This window comes from Micromonospora sp. AP08 (assembly GCF_008085935.1).
Classification (GTDB): Bacteria; Actinomycetota; Actinomycetes; order Mycobacteriales; family Micromonosporaceae; genus Micromonospora; species Micromonospora chersina.
In genome coordinates, this window is the sequence record NZ_VSEZ01000007.1 from 126,093 (window position 1) to 141,526 (window position 15,434).

The window sequence follows — 15,434 nt, forward strand, 5'->3', positions numbered from 1 at the left end:
GGCGGGTGCCGGCCGGGCGGGCGCCCCGGGGAGGCAGGATGACGACGTGGACCGTCACGACATGCTGCTCTCCCCCGCCGGGGTCGACGCGCTGCGCGCCGCGCTGACCCGGGCGCGCTTCACCGCCAACGGCATCGCCGACCGGCTCGGCCCGCAGGCCACCGGCGCGGTCGCCCGCAACGACTACCGGGCCGCGCTGCGCGCCACCGAGGACCGTGACCCGCTCGCCACGCTGATCCGGGTGTTCATCTGCGACCAGACCGAGCCGGAGCCCGTGGTGGCCGCCGCGCTCGCCCCGCTGACCGTCGAGGAGGCGCTCGCCGGGGGCCTCGTCGAGCGGCACGGCGAGGGGCTGCGCGCCGGCGTCGACCTGGAGCCGTACGGAGACGAGTGGTTCGTGCTCGCCGACGTGCCGGCCAGCGCCCGCCCCGGCCGCCCGCTGCACGCCGAACACGTGCTGGGCATCGGCGGGGCCACCCAGACGCTGATCGGCGCGACCGTGCGCCGGCCGGTGGAGACCGCGCTGGACCTGGGCACCGGCTCGGGCGTCCAGGCCCTGCACCTGTCCACCCACGCCCACCGGGTGACCGCCACCGACGTCTCCGAGCGGGCGCTGCGCTTCGCCGCCACCACCGCCGCGCTCAACGGGCAGGACTGGGAACTGCTCCGTGGCGACCTGGTCGCCCCGGTGGCCGGCCGCCGGTTCGACCTCGTGGTCAGCAACCCGCCGTTCGTGGTCGGCCCCGGCACCACCACGCACGTCTACCGGGACTCCGGCCGGGTCGGCGACGCGATCGGCGCCGAGCTGGCCGCCGCCGCTCCGCACCTGCTCACCGAGGGCGGGACCATGCAGTACCTGGCCAACTGGGTGCACGTCACCGGCGAGGACTGGGCCGAGCGGGTGACCGGCTGGTTCGCCGGCACCGGCCTGGACGCCTGGGTGATCCAGCGCGAGGTGGCGGACCCGATGGCGTACGTCAACCTGTGGCTCACCGACGTCGGCGAGGCGGCCGACCCGCAGCGGATGGCGGCCTGGCTGGACTGGTTCGACGCGCACAAGGTGGAGGCCGTCGGGTTCGGCATCGTCTCGCTGCGCCGGGCCGGCCACGACGAGCCGATCGTCCGGGTGGAGGACCTGCGCCAGCGGGTGGAGCCGCCACTGGGCGACCGGGTCGGCGAGTGGTTCGACCGGCAGGACTGGCTGCGGGCCCGGGACACCGACGGGCTGCTGGCCGCCCGTTACCGGGCGGCCGACGGGCTCCAGCTGCGCCAGGAGGCCACCATGGGCGCCGACGGCTGGGCGGTGGACCGGCAGGTCCTCGCGATGCCGCGCGGGCTGCGCTGGTCCGAGGAGATCGACCCGCTGGTGCTCGCGCTGGTCGGCGGCGCGGACGGCCGGCTGCCCCTGCGCGACCAGCTCGCCCTGCTCGCCGCCGCGCACGACGTCGCCCCGGACGAGCTGGCCGAGGCGGCCGGGCCGATCGTGGCGCACCTGGTCGAGCGGGGCATCGTCGAGCCGGTGACGGACTGATGCGGGCCGTGGTGCAGACCGTCGGGCGGGCCGCCGTGACGGTCGACGGGGAGGTGGTCGGCGAGATCGCCGACGGCCTGCTGGTGCTGCTCGGGGTGACCCACACGGACACCCCGCAGGTGGCCGCCACCATGGCCCGCAAGATCCACGAGCTGCGCATCCTGGACGACGAGCGCAGCGCCGCCGACACCGGCGCCCCCGTCCTCGTGGTCAGCCAGTTCACCCTCTACGGCGACGCCCGCAAGGGCAGAAGGCCGAGCTGGACCGCCGCCGCCCCGGCCGAGGTGGCGGAACCCCTGGTGAACGCCGTGGTGGAGGCCCTCCGCGCCCGCGGCGCCAAGGTCGAAACCGGCCGCTTCCGCACCCACATGCTGGTGGAAAGCGTCAACGTGGGCCCCCGCACCCTCCTCCTGGACCTCTGACCGGTCAGAAGAAGAGGCCGCGGCGGGACAGGGACTGGCGGAGCCAGCCGTCGAGCTGCGCGGTCCAGTCGGTGCGGTCCGCCGTGGCGTGGTCGACCGTGAAGCGGCCGAAGGCGTCGTGGCCCTCGGTGAACAGGCCGCCGCGCTTGTCCAGCTCCAGCACCACGTGCATCTGGTGCGGGTCGGTGACGAAGGTGAGTTCGAGCTGGTTCATGGCGCGGGCGTACTGGGGCGCCGGGTGGAACTCGATCTCCTGGTAGAACGGCAGGCTCTGCCGCAGACCGTAGATGTGCCCGCGCTCGACGTCGGCCCGGGCGAACCGGAAGCCCAGCCGCAGCAACGCCTCCAGCAACCGCTCCTGCGCCGGCAGCGGGTGCACCGCCACCGCGTCCAGGTCGCCCTTGTCGACGGCCCGGGCCACCTCCAGCTCGGTCCGCAGCCCCATCGTCATGCCGTGCAGGTGCTGGCCGTACAGGTCGGTGAGCGGGGTCTCCCAGGGCACCTGGAAGCGGAACGGCACGTCGTACCGCTGGCCCGGGTCCAGCCGGAACGCGCCGGTCACCTGGGCACGGCCGAACTCCTGGGTGGTGTCGTACTCCGAGTCGCCGCTCTCCACCTCGACCCGGGTGACCAGACCGAGTGCGACGTAGCTCACGTCCACCGGGTGGTCGCCGCCGACCACCTGGATCCGGCCCTCCAACTGGCCGCCGGGACGGCAGTTCGGGTTGGCCAGCACCGTCTCCACCGACGGTCCACCCACACCCATCGCCTGCATGAGCCGCTTGAAGACCACCACGTCCTCCGTTCGCCTGTGCGTGCCGAGCCTCGCTGGCCGGCCGCTGGCACGGTAACCGGGCCCGGCAAGGCACAGCCGACGTTCCGCCCGGATTGCTGTCGGGTCCCCGATCGCCTCACTCCCGTTTCACGCCCCGCCCGCCAAGCTGTTCATCACCGGCACCACCGCGTCGGCGGACGACACGGAACCGGTACGGCACGAGGACACGGGGAGAAAACGAGATGGCCCAGCAGATGATCGAGCACCAGGACATGGACGTCACCCTGACCGACCTGGACGCCACCGACGAGCGCGGCGTCTCCACGGACCTGGTCCGGGCGTACCTGAACGGCATCGGCCGCACCAAGCTGCTCACCGCGGCGCAGGAGGTCGAGCTGAGCAAGCGGATCGAGGCCGGCCTCTTCGCCGAGGAGAAGCTGTCCACCTGCACCCCGGTGTCCACGGAGCTGCGCGCCGACCTGGAGCTGATCGCGGCCGAGGGCCGCGCCGCCAAGGACCACCTGCTGGAGGCGAACCTCCGGCTGGTGGTGAGCATCGCGAAGCGCTACACCGGCCGCGGCATGGCCTTCCTCGACCTCATCCAGGAGGGCAACCTCGGCCTGATCCGCGCGGTCGAGAAGTTCGACTACACCAAGGGCTACAAGTTCTCCACCTACGCCACCTGGTGGATCCGCCAGGCCATCACCCGCGCCATGGCCGACCAGGCCCGCACCATCCGCATCCCGGTCCACATGGTCGAGCAGGTCAACCGGATGGTCCGGGTCCGCCGCGAGCTGTCGGTCACGCTGGGCCGGGAGCCCACCGTCGCCGAGGTGGCCACCGCGCTGGAGATCCCGGAGTACCAGGTGATCGAGCTGATCTCGTACGACCGGGAGCCGGTGAGCCTGGATCAGACGGTCGGCGAGGACGGCGAGAGCGCGCTGGGCGACTTCGTCGCCGCGGTGGACCCCAACGCGGAGCCGGGCGACGCCACCGGCGACGGCGAGCTGCGCAACGAGGTCCGCATCGTGCTGGCCACCCTCTCGCAGCGGGAGCAGGCGGTGATCCGGCTGCGGTTCGGCCTGGACGACGGCCGGCAGCGCACCCTCGACGAGGTGGGCCGCGAGTTCGGGCTGTCCCGGGAGCGGATCCGGCAGATCGAGAAGGTGACGCTCCTGAAGCTGCGCGCCCCGGAGCGGGCCAACCGGCTGGAGGCGTACGCCTGCTGACCCCGATTCACGACAGGCCCCGGCGGTTCGCCGGGGCCTGTCGCGCGTGCAGCCGGGCTCTGGGCTTCACAGCCGGCGCGGGCCGGTGTCGGGGCGGGACGCCTCGGCGCCGGTGCGGACGGTGGCGTGCAGCACCGAGATGCCGTCCGGCCGGGCCAGTACCGGGTTGAGGGTGAGCGACCGCACCCGGGGCTGCTCGTCGGCGAGCCGTCCGACCCGCAGCAGCAGGTCGACCAGGGCGGCCCGGTCCACCGGCGCGGCCCCCCGGTGCCCGCGCAGCAGCGGCGCGGCCCGGGGCTCGTCGACCAGTTCGGCGGCGTCCCGGTCGGTCAGCGGCACGGCCCGCCAGGCCCGGTCGCCGAGCAGCTCGGTGGCCACGCCGCCCAGGCCGAAGCCGACCACCGGCCCGAACGCCGGATCCTCCACCAGCTCCACGACGCAGGCCACCCCGGGCGGGACCATCGGCTGGACCAGCACGTCCGCGCCGAAGACCGGGGCCATCTCGGCGTACGCGCGGCGCAGCGCGGCGGCGTCGGCCAGGTCGAGCCGGACCGCGCCCAGATCGAGGCGGTGCCGCAGCCCGGGGGCGGCCGCCTTGAGCGCGACCGGCCAGCCGAGCCGCTCGGCCGCCGCCACCGCCTCCTCGGCCGACTGCGCGGGCGCCGACTCCACCACGTCGATCCCGTACGCGCGCAGCAGCGCCGCCGTCTCCGCCCCGTCGGGTCGCAGCGCGGCCTGCCCGGCCGACCGGTCGACCCGGTCCAGCTCGGGCAGCACGCCGGGCGGACGGCGCAGCCAGTCGGCGTACGCGGTGACCCGGGCCAGGGCCCGCACCGCCTCCTCCACGCTCGGGTACGCGGGGACCCCGGCGGGCACCCGGCCGGCGAGGAAGGTGGCCACCACCGGCTTCCCGGTGGTCCGCGCGTCCGGCAGCGCGGCCGTGAAGTCGCCCTCGGGGTCGGTGAGCTGGCCCGGCAGCGGCGGTGCGAAGACCGCCACCACGGCGTCCACCCGCTCGTCGGCGGCGGACGCGGCGAGCGCGGCGGCGTACTCGGCGGCGGTGGCCCGGGGGCCGACGTCGTGCGGGTAGCCGTCGGCCACGGTGAGGCCCAGGGCGGCGCAGGCCGTGGCGGCCAGCCCGGTCAGCGCCGACGAGTTGCCGACCACGGCGACCCGGCGACCGGCCGGCAGCGGCTGGTGGGCCAGGAGCACGCCGACGTCGAGCAGTTCCGCGACGGTGTCCACCCGGATCACCCCGGACTGGGCGAAGAGCGCGCTGACCGCGGCGGCGTCCAGGGCCGGGGCGTCGCCGACCCCCGGCGGGCGGGCCAGCGAGGCCAGCGCCACCACCGGCTTGCTCCGGCCGATCCGCCGGGCCAGCCGCGCGAACTTGCGCGGGTTGCCGAACGTCTCCAGGTAGAGCGTGATGACATCGGTGGCGGGGTCGTCCTGCCAGTACTGGAGCAGGTCGTTGCCGGAGACGTCGGTCCGGTTGCCGGCCGAGACGAAGCTGGACAGGCCGAGGCCGCGCCGGGACGCCTCGGCGAGCAGGGCCACCCCGAACGCGCCGGACTGGCTGAACACGCCGACCCGGCCGGGGGCGGGCAGCACGGGGGCGAGGGTGGCGTTGAGGCGTACCGCCGGGTCGGTGTTGGCCACGCCCAGGCAGTTCGGGCCGACCACCCGCATGCCGGCCAGGTGGGCGGCGCGGACCAGGGCGCGCTGGGCGGCCGCCCCCGCCGGGCCGGACTCGGCGAACCCGGCGGAGATCACCACCAGCCCGTGCGCGCCCGCCTTCGCGGCGTCGGCCACCACGTCGGTCACCGCCTCGGGGGCGACGGCCACCACGGCCAGGTCGATGTCCGCGCCGGCGTCGACCGCCGACGGGTACGCGGGCAGCCCCGCCACGGTGGCCGCGGTCGGGTGCACCGGGACGATCGCGCCGGTGAACCCGCCGTCGCGCAGGTGCCCGAGCAGGGCCGCGCCGACCCCCTGGCCCGTGGTGCTGGCGCCGTAGACGGCGATGCCGCGCGGGGCGAGCAGCCGGGCGATCGAGCGGGCCTCGGTGCGGTGCTCCCGGCCGCGCTGCACCTCCAGGGTCGCCTCGGTGGGGGCGATCGGGAAGTTCAGGTGCACCACGCCGTCGGCGTACTGGCGCTGGACCTGGTAGCCGAAGTCGGAGAAGACCCGCAGCATCGTGCCGTTGGCCGGGAGCACCTCGGCGACGAAGTGCACGATGCCGTAGCGCCGGGCCGCGTCGGCCAGGTGCTCCAGCAGCACCGAGCCGATGCCCCGGCCCTGGTACGCGTCCTCCACCACGAAGGCCACCTCGGCCTCGGGCGAGGCCGGGCCGAGCCGCTCGTACCGGCCGACCGCGACGATCCGGTCGCCGGCCAGCACCACGAACGCCTCCCGGTCGCGGTGGTCGACGTTGACGAACCGTTGCAGGTCCCGCTCCGGGATCCGCGGGTACGGCGAGAAGTAGCGCAGGTAGCGGGTGCGCTCGGAGAAGCGCGAGTGCATCGCCACGATCGCCTCGGCGTCGTCCGGGCGGATCTGCCGCAGCTGGACGGTCGTGCCGTCGCTGAGCAGCACGTCCACCGGTTGCTCCACGGTGGTCACCGGTCGGTCCTCCCCACCCGGCGGCTCAGTCGCGCGGGTCGTGCGGGTCGAGCCCGAACAGCGGGAAGACCGCCTTGCGGGTCGCCGCGATCGCCCGGTCCACCGCGGTCGGCTCGCCGCTCGGCTGCCACGGCTGGTACGACGGGTCGACGTCGTCGGTCATCCGCAACGGCACCTCGTGGCCGGGGCGCCGCCGCGCCGCCAGGTCACGCCAGCCCGGCGGGGTGAGCGTGGCCGGGTCCAGCGGCTCCCCGGTGGCCACCGCGAGCAGGTGCGTCCAGGCCCGCGGCACCACCTCGACCAGCGCGTACCCGCCGCCGCCAAAGGCCACCCAGCGGCCGTCGCAGAGCTCGTCGGCGAGCCCGCGCAGCGCCACATAGGTGGCCCGCTGCCCGTCGACCGAGAGGTGCAGGTCGGCCAGCGGGTCGAGCCGGTGCCCGTCCGCCCCGCACTGGGTGACCAGCACCTGCGGCCGGAACGCCCGCAGCACCGACGGCACGATCGCGTGGAACGCGCGCTGCCAGCCCGGGTCGCCGACCCCCGGCGGCAGCGGCACGTTGACGGCCGAACCCTCCGCGCCCGGGCCACCGGTCTCGTCGGGGAACCCGGTGCCCGGGAAGAGCGCGAGGGGGGTCTCGTGCAGGCTGACCGTGAGCACCCGCGGGTCCCGGTAGAAGATCTCCTGCACGCCGTCGCCGTGGTGCACGTCCACGTCCACGTACGCGATCCGCTCCGCGCCCAGGTCGAGCAGGCGGGCGATGGCCACCGCCGGGTCGTTGTAGACGCAGAAGCCGGCGGCCCGGGCCGGCATGGCGTGGTGCAGCCCACCGGCCACGTTGACCGCCCGCAGCGCCTCGCCCCGCCAGACCGCCTCGGCCGCGGCCACGCTCGCCCCGGCGATCAGCGCGCTCGACTCGTGCATGCCCTCGAAGACCGGGTTGTCGGAGGTGCCGAGGCCGAAGCCGGCGAACAGCGGGTCCTTGGGCGCGGCCCGCACGGCGTCGAGGTAGCGCGGGTCGTGCACCCGGGTCAGCAGCGCGTCGTCGGCCGGCGCCGGCTTCACCAGCCGGACCCCGGGCCGGTCCAGCACCCCCAGCTCGCGGGCGAGCGCCATGGTCAACTCGACCCGCACCGGGTCGAGGGGATGGTCGCCCATGTCGTACCCGAGCAGGGCGTCGTCCCACACCACCACCGTGTCGTCGGCCATGGGGCCATCGTCGCACGGGGGTCGGGACAGGCCCACGGCATGCGCGGCTCAGCGGCCGGACGTCCCCCCGGTGGCCACCGGACGGTCCGGGTCGGCCACCCAGTTGCTCCACGAGCCGACGTACAGGGCGGCGTCCGGGCGGCCGGCCAGGTGCAGCGCCAGCACCGCCTGGGCGGCGGTCACCCCCGAGCCGCAGTACGCGCCGACCGGCGCGCCCTCAGCCACCCCGACGGCGGCGAACCGCTCGCGCAGCGCCTCGGCGGCGGGGAAGCGCCCCTCGGCGACGTACTCCGGCGCGGGCAGGTTCAGCGCGCCCGGGATGTGCCCGGCGACGGGGTCGATCGGCTCGGTCTCGCCCCGGTAGCGGGGCGCGGCCCGCACGTCGAGCAGCACCCCGGTGTCGGCGGCGGCCAGCCGGGCGGCCTCCCCCGCGTCCAGCACCGGCAACTCGCCCGGGGTGACCGTGACGTCCCCGGGCGGGGGCGCCGGCGCCTCGGTGGACAGCGGCAGGCCAGCCGCGACCCAGGCCGGGAAGCCGCCGTGCAGCACCCGGACCGCCCGGTGACCGGCCCACCGCAGGGTCCACCAGGCGCGGGCGGCCGACATGCCGTCGCCGCCGTCGTACACCACCACGGGGTGCCCGGCGCGCACGCCGGCGGCCCGCAGCGCGGCCTGGAGCGCGGCGGGGTCGGGCAGCGGGTGCCGGCCGGCGGCGCCCGGCCGGCCGCAGAGTTCGGTGTCCAGGTCGGCGAAGACCGCGCCGGGCAGGTGACCGGCCAGGTAGTCCGCCCGGCCGGGCGGCCCGGCGAGCCGCCACCGGACGTCGAGCAGGGTGGGCGGATCAGCGAAGTCGAGCTCGGCGGCGAGCCGGTCGGGCTCCACCAGGAGGTCTTCGGTTCCGGACATGCGGTCCAGTCAACACCATCCGGGCAGCGACCTCCCGGTTCGGCGGCCGTTGATCGTCGGGGGTCCGGGGTAGCATCGGACGCCGGAGGGCCGCTGACGTGAAGCATGACCTGGTCGACACCACTGAGTGCGAAGTTACGTTCGCCGCTTTCGGACAGAAGGGGCGAAAGTGAAAAGTCACGACCTAGTGGACACGACCGAGATGTACCTGCGCACCATCCTCGAGCTGGAAGAGGAGGGGGTGCCGCCGCTGCGTGCGCGGATCGCCGAGCGGCTGAAGCAGAGTGGTCCCACCGTCAGCCAGACCGTCGCCCGGATGGAGCGCGACGGCCTGCTGACCGTCGAGGGCGACCGGCACCTGACGCTCACCGAGCTGGGCCGCGGCACGGCGGTTTCGGTCATGCGCAAGCACCGGCTGGCCGAGCTGCTGCTCGTGAACGTGATCGGGATGCCCTACGAGGAGGCCCACGAGGAGGCCTGCCGGTGGGAGCACGTGATGAGCGACGCGGTCGAGAAGCGGGTCTACGACCTGCTCAACCGCCCGACCCGCTCGCCCTACGGCAACCCGATCCCGGGCCTGGAGGAGCTGGGCGACCCGGGCCTGCGGGAGGCCGAGACCGCCGAGGGTGAGCGCAACCTGGCCTTCCCGGGCCTGTCCGGGCCGGTCGTGGTGCGGCGGATCTGCGAGAGCGTGCAGACCGACGCGGACGTCCTCCGGCAGTTGCACGCGGCGGGCGTCGACCCGGGCGCGACGGTCACCGTGGCCCAGGAACGCGACGGCGTCTCCATCGACCGCTCCGGTGACCGGGTGCGGCTGCCCCGCGAGGTGGCCTCCCGGGTCTTCGTCGCGGCCCGCTGACCCGCCCGGTCCCGCCCGGTCCCGCCCGGCCCGGCGGTCAGAGCTGCCGGGTGTCGATCGTCTTGGCGAGGGTGACCAGCTTCCCGGCCACCTTGTCGGCCTCGGCCGTGGCCGTGCCGCGCGGGCTTGTCCAGCGCAGCGTGGCCAGCCGCCCCTCGCTGGCCAGCCAGCCCACCTCGGCCGTCGGGCCGACCTTCGCGGTCTTCGGCAGCGTGTGCCGGTAGGCGATCTTCCCGAGCTTGGTGACCTTCTTCGCGCCGCGGGGCAGCACGTCCAGGGTGAAGGTCGACGTGTCGATCGACGTGTCGGTCACCGTGAGGGTCAACTCCGGCAGCACGGCCTGCTCGGCGCGGACCACGCAGGTGTGGGTGTCGCCCTTGTCCATGGCGGCGGCCACGTCGAATTTGCCGCCGGTGTGCTTGGCGATCACCGCGAAGTCGAGCAGCCGGCACGCCCCGCCCGACGACGCCGCGGAGACCTCGACCGCCCTCGGTTCCGCAGCCGGCGCCGCCACCGGCGGGACCTCCCTGGCACAACCGGCGGTCAGCAGTACGGCCGAAGCGGCCAGCCAGGTACGGGCGCGCACGTGGAGACCTCCGCAGTCGTCGGCGGGGGAGCCGCCCGCCGGATGTCCGTCGGACACCGTACGGGCTGCCCGCCGGGGACGGAAGACCTCAATCGTCCACATACGGACAGTGCCGGCAGCCTCGCCCGCAGCACGTGCCGCGGCGGGCCAGGAAGCCGGCGCTGAGCACGAAGAGCCCGGTGGCCGGGTCGAGGTAGCCGGCCTCGCCGGCGGCCAGGGCGGCGGCGTGCGCGGCCAGGATCCGCTCCCGGTCGGGGTGGTCGGGCGGCAGCCGCGACGGGTGCGGCTCGGTCAACGGCCGGCCCGCCAGGGGTCGTCGCTCTCCGGTCACCGGGCGAGTCTACGGAGCGCCCTGAGGGGCGCCGGTTCAGCCGTGCCGGGCGAACGCCGCGTCGACCGCCGCCCGGTCCGCACCGCCAGCCAGCAGCATCCGGAGCAGCACCTTCGCCTTGTACGGATCGAGCAGCCCACCGCAGACCAGCCCGCGCCGCCGCAGGTCCGTCTCCGAGCCGACCGCACCGTAGGTGTCCCGCAGCACCGAACCCGCCCCGGTGCGCGAGGCGAGCACCACGGGCATCCGCGCGGCCAGCCCGCCCAGCGCCGGGGCGAAATCGGGCGGCACGTGCCCCACCCCGAAGCCGGCCACCACGAGCCCGTCCAGCCCCGGGTTGAGCGCGTCGAGCAGCGCCGGGTCGTCGTCGAGGGTGACGGTGTGCAGCGCCACCCGGGTGGCGGCGAGCCGGTCGGAGTCGACCGGCGGCAGCGGCGCGTGCCGGGAAGGGCGGGTGAGCAGGCGTACCGCCCCCTCGATGACGTGCCCGAGCGGGCCGGCGTTGGGCGAGGCGAAGGTCGCCGTGCTGGTGCTGTGGGTCTTCCGGACGAAGCGGGCGGCGTGGACCTCGTCGTTGAACGCCACCAGCGCACCGAGGTCCCGCGCGGCCGGCGCGGCGGCGACCCGGGCGGCCGCGAGCAGGTTGGCCGGGCCGTCCGGGCCGGCCAGGGTGGGGTTGCGCATGGCGCCCGTGAACACCAGCGGCTCCGGGTGCGGCCAGACCAGGTCGGCCAGGAACGCCGTCTCCTCCAGGGTGTCGGTGCCCTGGGTGACCACCACGCCGGTCGCCCCGTCGGCGACCGCCGCGCCGGCCGCGTCCACCAGGTCCAGGATCTGCCGGTACGCCAGGGCGGCGCTGGGCACCGCCTCGACGTCCCGCACGTCGAGCGGGATGCCGGCGAGCCCCGGCACGGCGGCCGTGAGGTCGGCGCCGGTGAGCCGGCTGACCACTTGCCCGGAACCGGTGCCCGCCATGGCGATCGTGCCGCCCAGGGTGAAGAGTGCGACGGTCACCGCTCGGCCTTCCGGGCGAGCAGGAACGCCTGCGGTCCCCGGTCGAGTTCCTCCGCTTCGCGGACCAGCGTGGCGTGCACGGTCAGGCCGGCCGCCGTGAGCTGCTCGGCCAGCCGGTCCGGCGGCAGCCAGTACACGTCGTACGAGACGGTGTGGCCGTACGCCTGCTCCAGCCGGATCCGCTCGTCGCCGGCCTTGACCGCGATCAGCAGGTGACCGCCCGGGGCGAGCACCCGGTGGAACTCGGCGAACACCCCGGGCAGCAGGTCCGGCGGCAGGTGGATGATCGAGTACCAGGCGACGAGACCGGCCAGCGCCGCGTCGGGGAGGTCCAGCGCGGTCATCGAGCCGACCTCGAAGCGCAGCTCCGGATGGTTCCGGCGGGCCACCTCGAGCATGCCCGGGGAGAGGTCGACCCCGGAGACGTCGAGCCCGAGACCGCGCAGGTGGGCGGTGATCCGGCCGGTCCCGCAGCCCGCCTCCAGCACCGGCCGGCCGGGCCCCACCAGCTCGGCGAACGCGGCCAGCATCCCCCGGTCGAGCGGGCCCTCCAGCACGTCGGGGATCAGCCGTGCGTAGTCCACGGCCACGGTGTCGTAGGCGGCGCGCGTCTCGGTGAGCCAGTCCGGTTCGATCACGAAGGTCGACCCTAGTCGCCGGCCGGCCCCGCGTCCGCCCGCACCCGGCCCAGGTAGGCCACGAACGCCTCCGGCCGCTCGAACAGCGACCGGTGACCCGCGCCCGGGATGACCAGGTGGTCCTTGCGCGGGGCCCGGAGCTGCGCGTACCACTCGTCGAAGAGGCGCAGCCGGCGGGGCACCTCGTGCGCGCCGTCCACGAACCACACCGGCACCCGCAGCTCGCGGACGTCCCGGCGGAAGTCCAGGTCCTGCATCCGGGGATAGAGCACGTCCCAGCCGTCGAGGAAGCCGAACAGGTGCACCTTCTCCAGTGGGCTGTATTCCGGCACACCCAGGTTGCCGACCGCCCCGGTCTCGTCCTCGCTCGCCCCGGTGCGGTCGAACCCGAACGCGCCGGCCTCGTTGGTGAGCAGCGGCTCGTAGGCCCAGATGTCCCGGTAGGGCGGCGGGCCCTGTGCCGCCATCCGCTCGGCGAGGTCGTCGCGGCCGGTTCGGCGGGCCCAGGCGAGGGTGTCGGCGTACTGGCTGCGGTCGGCCTCGCGCAGGCTCACCACCTGCCCGACCCCCACGTAGCCGGCGAACAGCTCGGGATGGCGTTGCACGGCGAGCAGGCCGGGGACGGTGCCGCCGGAATGGGCGAGCAGGTAAACCCGGTCGCGGCCGAGCCGCTGCCGCAGGTGCCGGGTCACCGCCAGCAGGTCGTCGACCTCGTCCGCCAGGTGCCAGTCCGCCGCGGAGCGGAATGCCGACCAGGAGCGCGGGCCACCCGACCGGTCCCAGACGGCCACCACGAACTGCCGTTCCAGGGCAGCCAGGTGCCGGCGGACGGAGCCGACCTCCGAGCCGCCGGGCGGGCCGGGCACCACCAGCAGGACCGGGGCGTTCCGGTCCGTACCCCGGATCAGCAGCCCCAGGTCGCGCCCGTCGGACGCGACGGTGTCGAAGCGGGCGATGCCACCCGGGATCGGGTCGGTGCGGCCCGGCACTGCCGCTCCGACGGTGACCAGGGCGAGGAGGGCCGCGAGCAGGCCTACGACGGCACGCCCCGACCACCGTGCCAGTGGCCGGCGGGGCGCCGTGCCGTCGAGCCGGCGGGCCAGCCCGGCCCCGTAGGCCGCGCCCACGAGGAGCGGCAGCAGGGTGAACAGGCCGTGCACGCCCCGCCCGGCCAGCAGTGCCGCCACGCCGAGGCCGGTGAGGTGCGGCCGGTCGACGGTCGGCCCGCGCAGGCGGAGCCGGACCAGTTCGACGGCGAGCGCGAAGAGCACCAGCGCGGCCAGCATCGCCCAGCGGGAGCGGCTCGACCAGCCGGCCAGCAGCCCGACGGCGAGGCTGACCACGATCGAGGCGAGCGTGGTGCCGACCGTGCCCGGCCCGCGCGGGGTCCACCAGCCCGCCACCACGCCCCAGACCGCCGGCAGGGCCGGCGCGAGAAGAAGCCGCATCCGCATGGTGATCTCCCCTCGTCCCGGACCGTCCACCCTAGCCAGCACGAGCGCGCTGCGTGGTCCCGCGACCACGCGTGGTGCTCGGGAGAAATCTCGCGCCGGGCGACGGGCCGGCGGGATACGGTGCCGGGTCGCGACCCGTGACCCCGACGGACAGGCCGAACGGTGACCCAGCAACTGACGCCCACCACGACCGGAACCCGCACCTCGCTCTGGCGGAGCCGGGACTTCCTGCTGCTGTGGAGCGGCCAGACGGTCAGCGAGGTGGGCACCCGGGTCTCCGGGGTGGCGGTGCCGCTGCTCGCCGCGGGCGTGCTCGACGCCACCGTCTTCCAGGTCTCGCTGCTGACGTTCCTGGCCTGGCTGCCGTACCTCTTCTTCTCGCTCCCGGCCGGGATGCTGGCCGACCGGGTCGACCAGCGGCGGCTCATGATCGGGTGCGACCTGGGTCGGGCGGCGCTGCTGCTGTCCGTGCCGGTGGTCGCCCTGGCCGGTCACCTCACGCTGGCCTTCCTGTACGCGGTGGTCGGGCTCTCCGGCGTGCTGACCGTCGCGTTCACCGTGGCGTACCGGAGCCTGCTGCCCGCGCTCGTCCCGGCGGACGGCCTGACCTCGGCGAACGCGCGGCTGGAGGTGAGCGAGAACCTGGCCGCTCTGGCCGGGCCGAGCGCCGGCGGCGTGCTCGTCGGGCTGCTCGGCCCGGCCCGGACCTTCGTGGCCGACGCCGCCAGCTTCCTGGCCAGCGCGGTCACGCTGCTGCTGGTGCGGCACCGCCCGGCGCCCCGCGCCGGCGGTCGGGTGCCGGTCCGGGCGGCGCTCACCGAGGGGCTCGGCTTCATCCGCCGGCAGCGGATCCTCGCCCTGGTGCTCGCCTGCACCGCCACCTCGAACTTCTTCGTCATGGCCACCCGGTCCATCGAGGTGCCCTACCTGCTGCGCGTGCTGCACGCCGGCCCGGCCACCATCGGCCTCTTGTTCAGCCTGGGTTCGGTGGGCGGGCTGCTGGCCGGGGTGTTGGCCGGTCGGGTGACCGCCCTGCTCGGCGGCGCCCGGACCATCTGGGTGTCGATGGCGGTGCCCGGCCCGCTCTACCTGCTGATGCCGCTGGCCCGGCCCGGCTGGGGCACCCTGCTCTACGCGGTCGGCACCGCCGCGTTCGCGGCCAACGCGGTGCTGTTCAACGTGGCGGCCATGTCCTACCGGCAGCGGGTCACCCCGGCCCGGCTGCTCGGCCGGGTCAACGCGGCGTTCCTGTGGATCTGCTACGGCGCGATCCCGCTCGGCGCGCTGGTCGGCGGCGCCCTCGGCACCCGGCTCGGGCTGCGCCCGGCGCTGCTGGTCTGCGTGCTCGGCATGTGGAGCGCGGCGCTGTTCGTGGTCTTCTCTCCGCTGCGCCGGATGCGGGACTTCGCGACGCCGTGAAAAGAGGCAAGATTTTTCCCGGGCCGCTGTCGAATCCGGCCACGCCCGCCCGTCGGTGAGACGGAAGAGGGAAACGACAACCCCAAGGAGATCCCGATGGCCCAGTACGCAGTCCTCGTCTACTCGCCCGCGCCGGCCGACCCGATGGACCTCACCCCCGACTACGTGGCCCTGCTGGACCGGTACGGGTCCCAGGTCGCCGAGCTGGGCGGCCAGATCCTCACGGGGTTCGCGCTCCAGCCGAGCACCACGGCCACGGCGATCCGCGGCGACGTGGTCACCGACGGCCCGTTCATCGAGGCCAAGGAGGTCGTCGCCGGGTTCTTCATCCTCGAGGCGCCCGACCTGGACGTGGCCCTGAAGATCGCCAAGCTGAACCCGGCCACCATCGACGGCGGCGTCGAGGTCCGGCCGCTCTTCCAGCCGCCGGCCGAGTGAGCG

Annotated in this window: 15 protein-coding genes; 6 read left to right on the forward strand and 9 right to left on the reverse strand. The window is 75.2% G+C overall.

The features are described 5' to 3' along the window. Positions 1–46 precede the first annotated feature (46 nt). On the forward strand, positions 47–1,531 hold the full coding sequence (locus tag FXF50_RS14280; protein WP_148428009.1) for a methyltransferase: 1,485 nt from the start codon (positions 47–49) through the stop codon (positions 1,529–1,531). After that, positions 1,531–1,953, forward strand: coding sequence for a D-aminoacyl-tRNA deacylase (gene dtd, locus FXF50_RS14285; RefSeq protein WP_148428011.1), 423 nt, complete (start codon positions 1,531–1,533; stop codon positions 1,951–1,953). The genes FXF50_RS14280 and dtd overlap by 1 nt, the downstream gene beginning before the upstream one ends. Before the next feature lie 4 nt (positions 1,954–1,957). Here dtd and FXF50_RS14290 read toward each other — a convergent pair whose 3' ends face one another. Beyond that, positions 1,958–2,746: a sporulation protein gene (locus tag FXF50_RS14290; RefSeq protein WP_091321865.1), complete on the reverse strand. Its 789-nt coding sequence runs from the start codon at positions 2,744–2,746 to the stop codon at positions 1,958–1,960. 224 nt (positions 2,747–2,970) lie between these two features. On the opposite strand from FXF50_RS14290, the gene sigB reads away from it, so the two are divergent. Next, positions 2,971–3,957 (forward strand): RNA polymerase sigma factor SigB, encoded by a 987-nt coding sequence (sigB, locus tag FXF50_RS14295; RefSeq protein WP_148428013.1) that lies wholly within the window; start codon positions 2,971–2,973, stop codon positions 3,955–3,957. Positions 3,958–4,023: 66 nt separating this feature from the next. Here sigB and FXF50_RS14300 read toward each other — a convergent pair whose 3' ends face one another. Genes FXF50_RS14300 through FXF50_RS14310 form a run of 3 tightly spaced genes read right to left on the reverse strand, consistent with a single transcriptional unit; the run spans position 4,024 to position 8,692 of the window. Further along, on the reverse strand, positions 4,024–6,579 hold the full coding sequence (locus tag FXF50_RS14300) for a bifunctional GNAT family N-acetyltransferase/acetate--CoA ligase family protein (RefSeq protein WP_148428015.1): 2,556 nt from the start codon (positions 6,577–6,579) through the stop codon (positions 4,024–4,026). Between the two features lie 25 nt (positions 6,580–6,604). Then, positions 6,605–7,786: an acetoin utilization protein AcuC gene (locus FXF50_RS14305; protein WP_148428017.1), complete on the reverse strand. Its 1,182-nt coding sequence runs from the start codon at positions 7,784–7,786 to the stop codon at positions 6,605–6,607. 48 nt (positions 7,787–7,834) lie between these two features. Continuing rightward, positions 7,835–8,692, reverse strand: a complete 858-nt coding sequence (locus FXF50_RS14310) for a sulfurtransferase (RefSeq protein ID WP_148428019.1) — start codon at positions 8,690–8,692, stop codon at positions 7,835–7,837. 169 nt (positions 8,693–8,861) lie between these two features. Here FXF50_RS14310 and FXF50_RS14315 point away from each other — a divergent pair, with 169 nt between their 5' ends. Further along, entirely contained in the window at positions 8,862–9,551 is a 690-nt protein-coding gene (locus FXF50_RS14315; RefSeq protein WP_148428021.1) for a metal-dependent transcriptional regulator, read from the forward strand. Positions 9,552–9,588: 37 nt separating this feature from the next. Here the strand turns inward: FXF50_RS14315 and FXF50_RS14320 are convergent, their stop codons facing one another. The 5 genes from FXF50_RS14320 to FXF50_RS14340 form a co-directional block, all read right to left on the reverse strand. Further along, the gene (locus FXF50_RS14320; protein WP_148428023.1) at positions 9,589–10,137 is read right to left on the reverse strand and encodes a hypothetical protein; all 549 of its coding nucleotides are present in this window, start codon (positions 10,135–10,137) and stop codon (positions 9,589–9,591) included. A gap of 88 nt (positions 10,138–10,225) precedes the next feature. After that, entirely contained in the window at positions 10,226–10,468 is a 243-nt protein-coding gene (locus FXF50_RS14325; protein ID WP_148428025.1) for a DUF5522 domain-containing protein, read from the reverse strand. A gap of 36 nt (positions 10,469–10,504) precedes the next feature. Further along, positions 10,505–11,482, reverse strand: coding sequence for an asparaginase (locus tag FXF50_RS14330; RefSeq protein ID WP_148428027.1), 978 nt, complete (start codon positions 11,480–11,482; stop codon positions 10,505–10,507). Next, the gene (locus FXF50_RS14335) at positions 11,479–12,120 is read right to left on the reverse strand and encodes a class I SAM-dependent methyltransferase (protein ID WP_187399669.1); all 642 of its coding nucleotides are present in this window, start codon (positions 12,118–12,120) and stop codon (positions 11,479–11,481) included. The genes FXF50_RS14330 and FXF50_RS14335 overlap by 4 nt, the downstream gene beginning before the upstream one ends. Positions 12,121–12,131: 11 nt before the next feature. After that, positions 12,132–13,574 (reverse strand): alpha/beta fold hydrolase, encoded by a 1,443-nt coding sequence (locus tag FXF50_RS14340; protein ID WP_148428029.1) that lies wholly within the window; start codon positions 13,572–13,574, stop codon positions 12,132–12,134. 162 nt (positions 13,575–13,736) lie between these two features. Between FXF50_RS14340 and FXF50_RS14345 the strand changes: the two genes are divergently transcribed. Both FXF50_RS14345 and FXF50_RS14350 read left to right on the forward strand, forming a co-directional pair. Beyond that, complete coding sequence (locus FXF50_RS14345; protein WP_148428031.1) at positions 13,737–14,993, forward strand: MFS transporter; 1,257 nt, start codon at positions 13,737–13,739, stop codon at positions 14,991–14,993. A gap of 96 nt (positions 14,994–15,089) precedes the next feature. Further along, positions 15,090–15,431, forward strand: a complete 342-nt coding sequence (locus FXF50_RS14350; protein WP_148428033.1) for a YciI family protein — start codon at positions 15,090–15,092, stop codon at positions 15,429–15,431. Positions 15,432–15,434 lie beyond the last annotated feature (3 nt).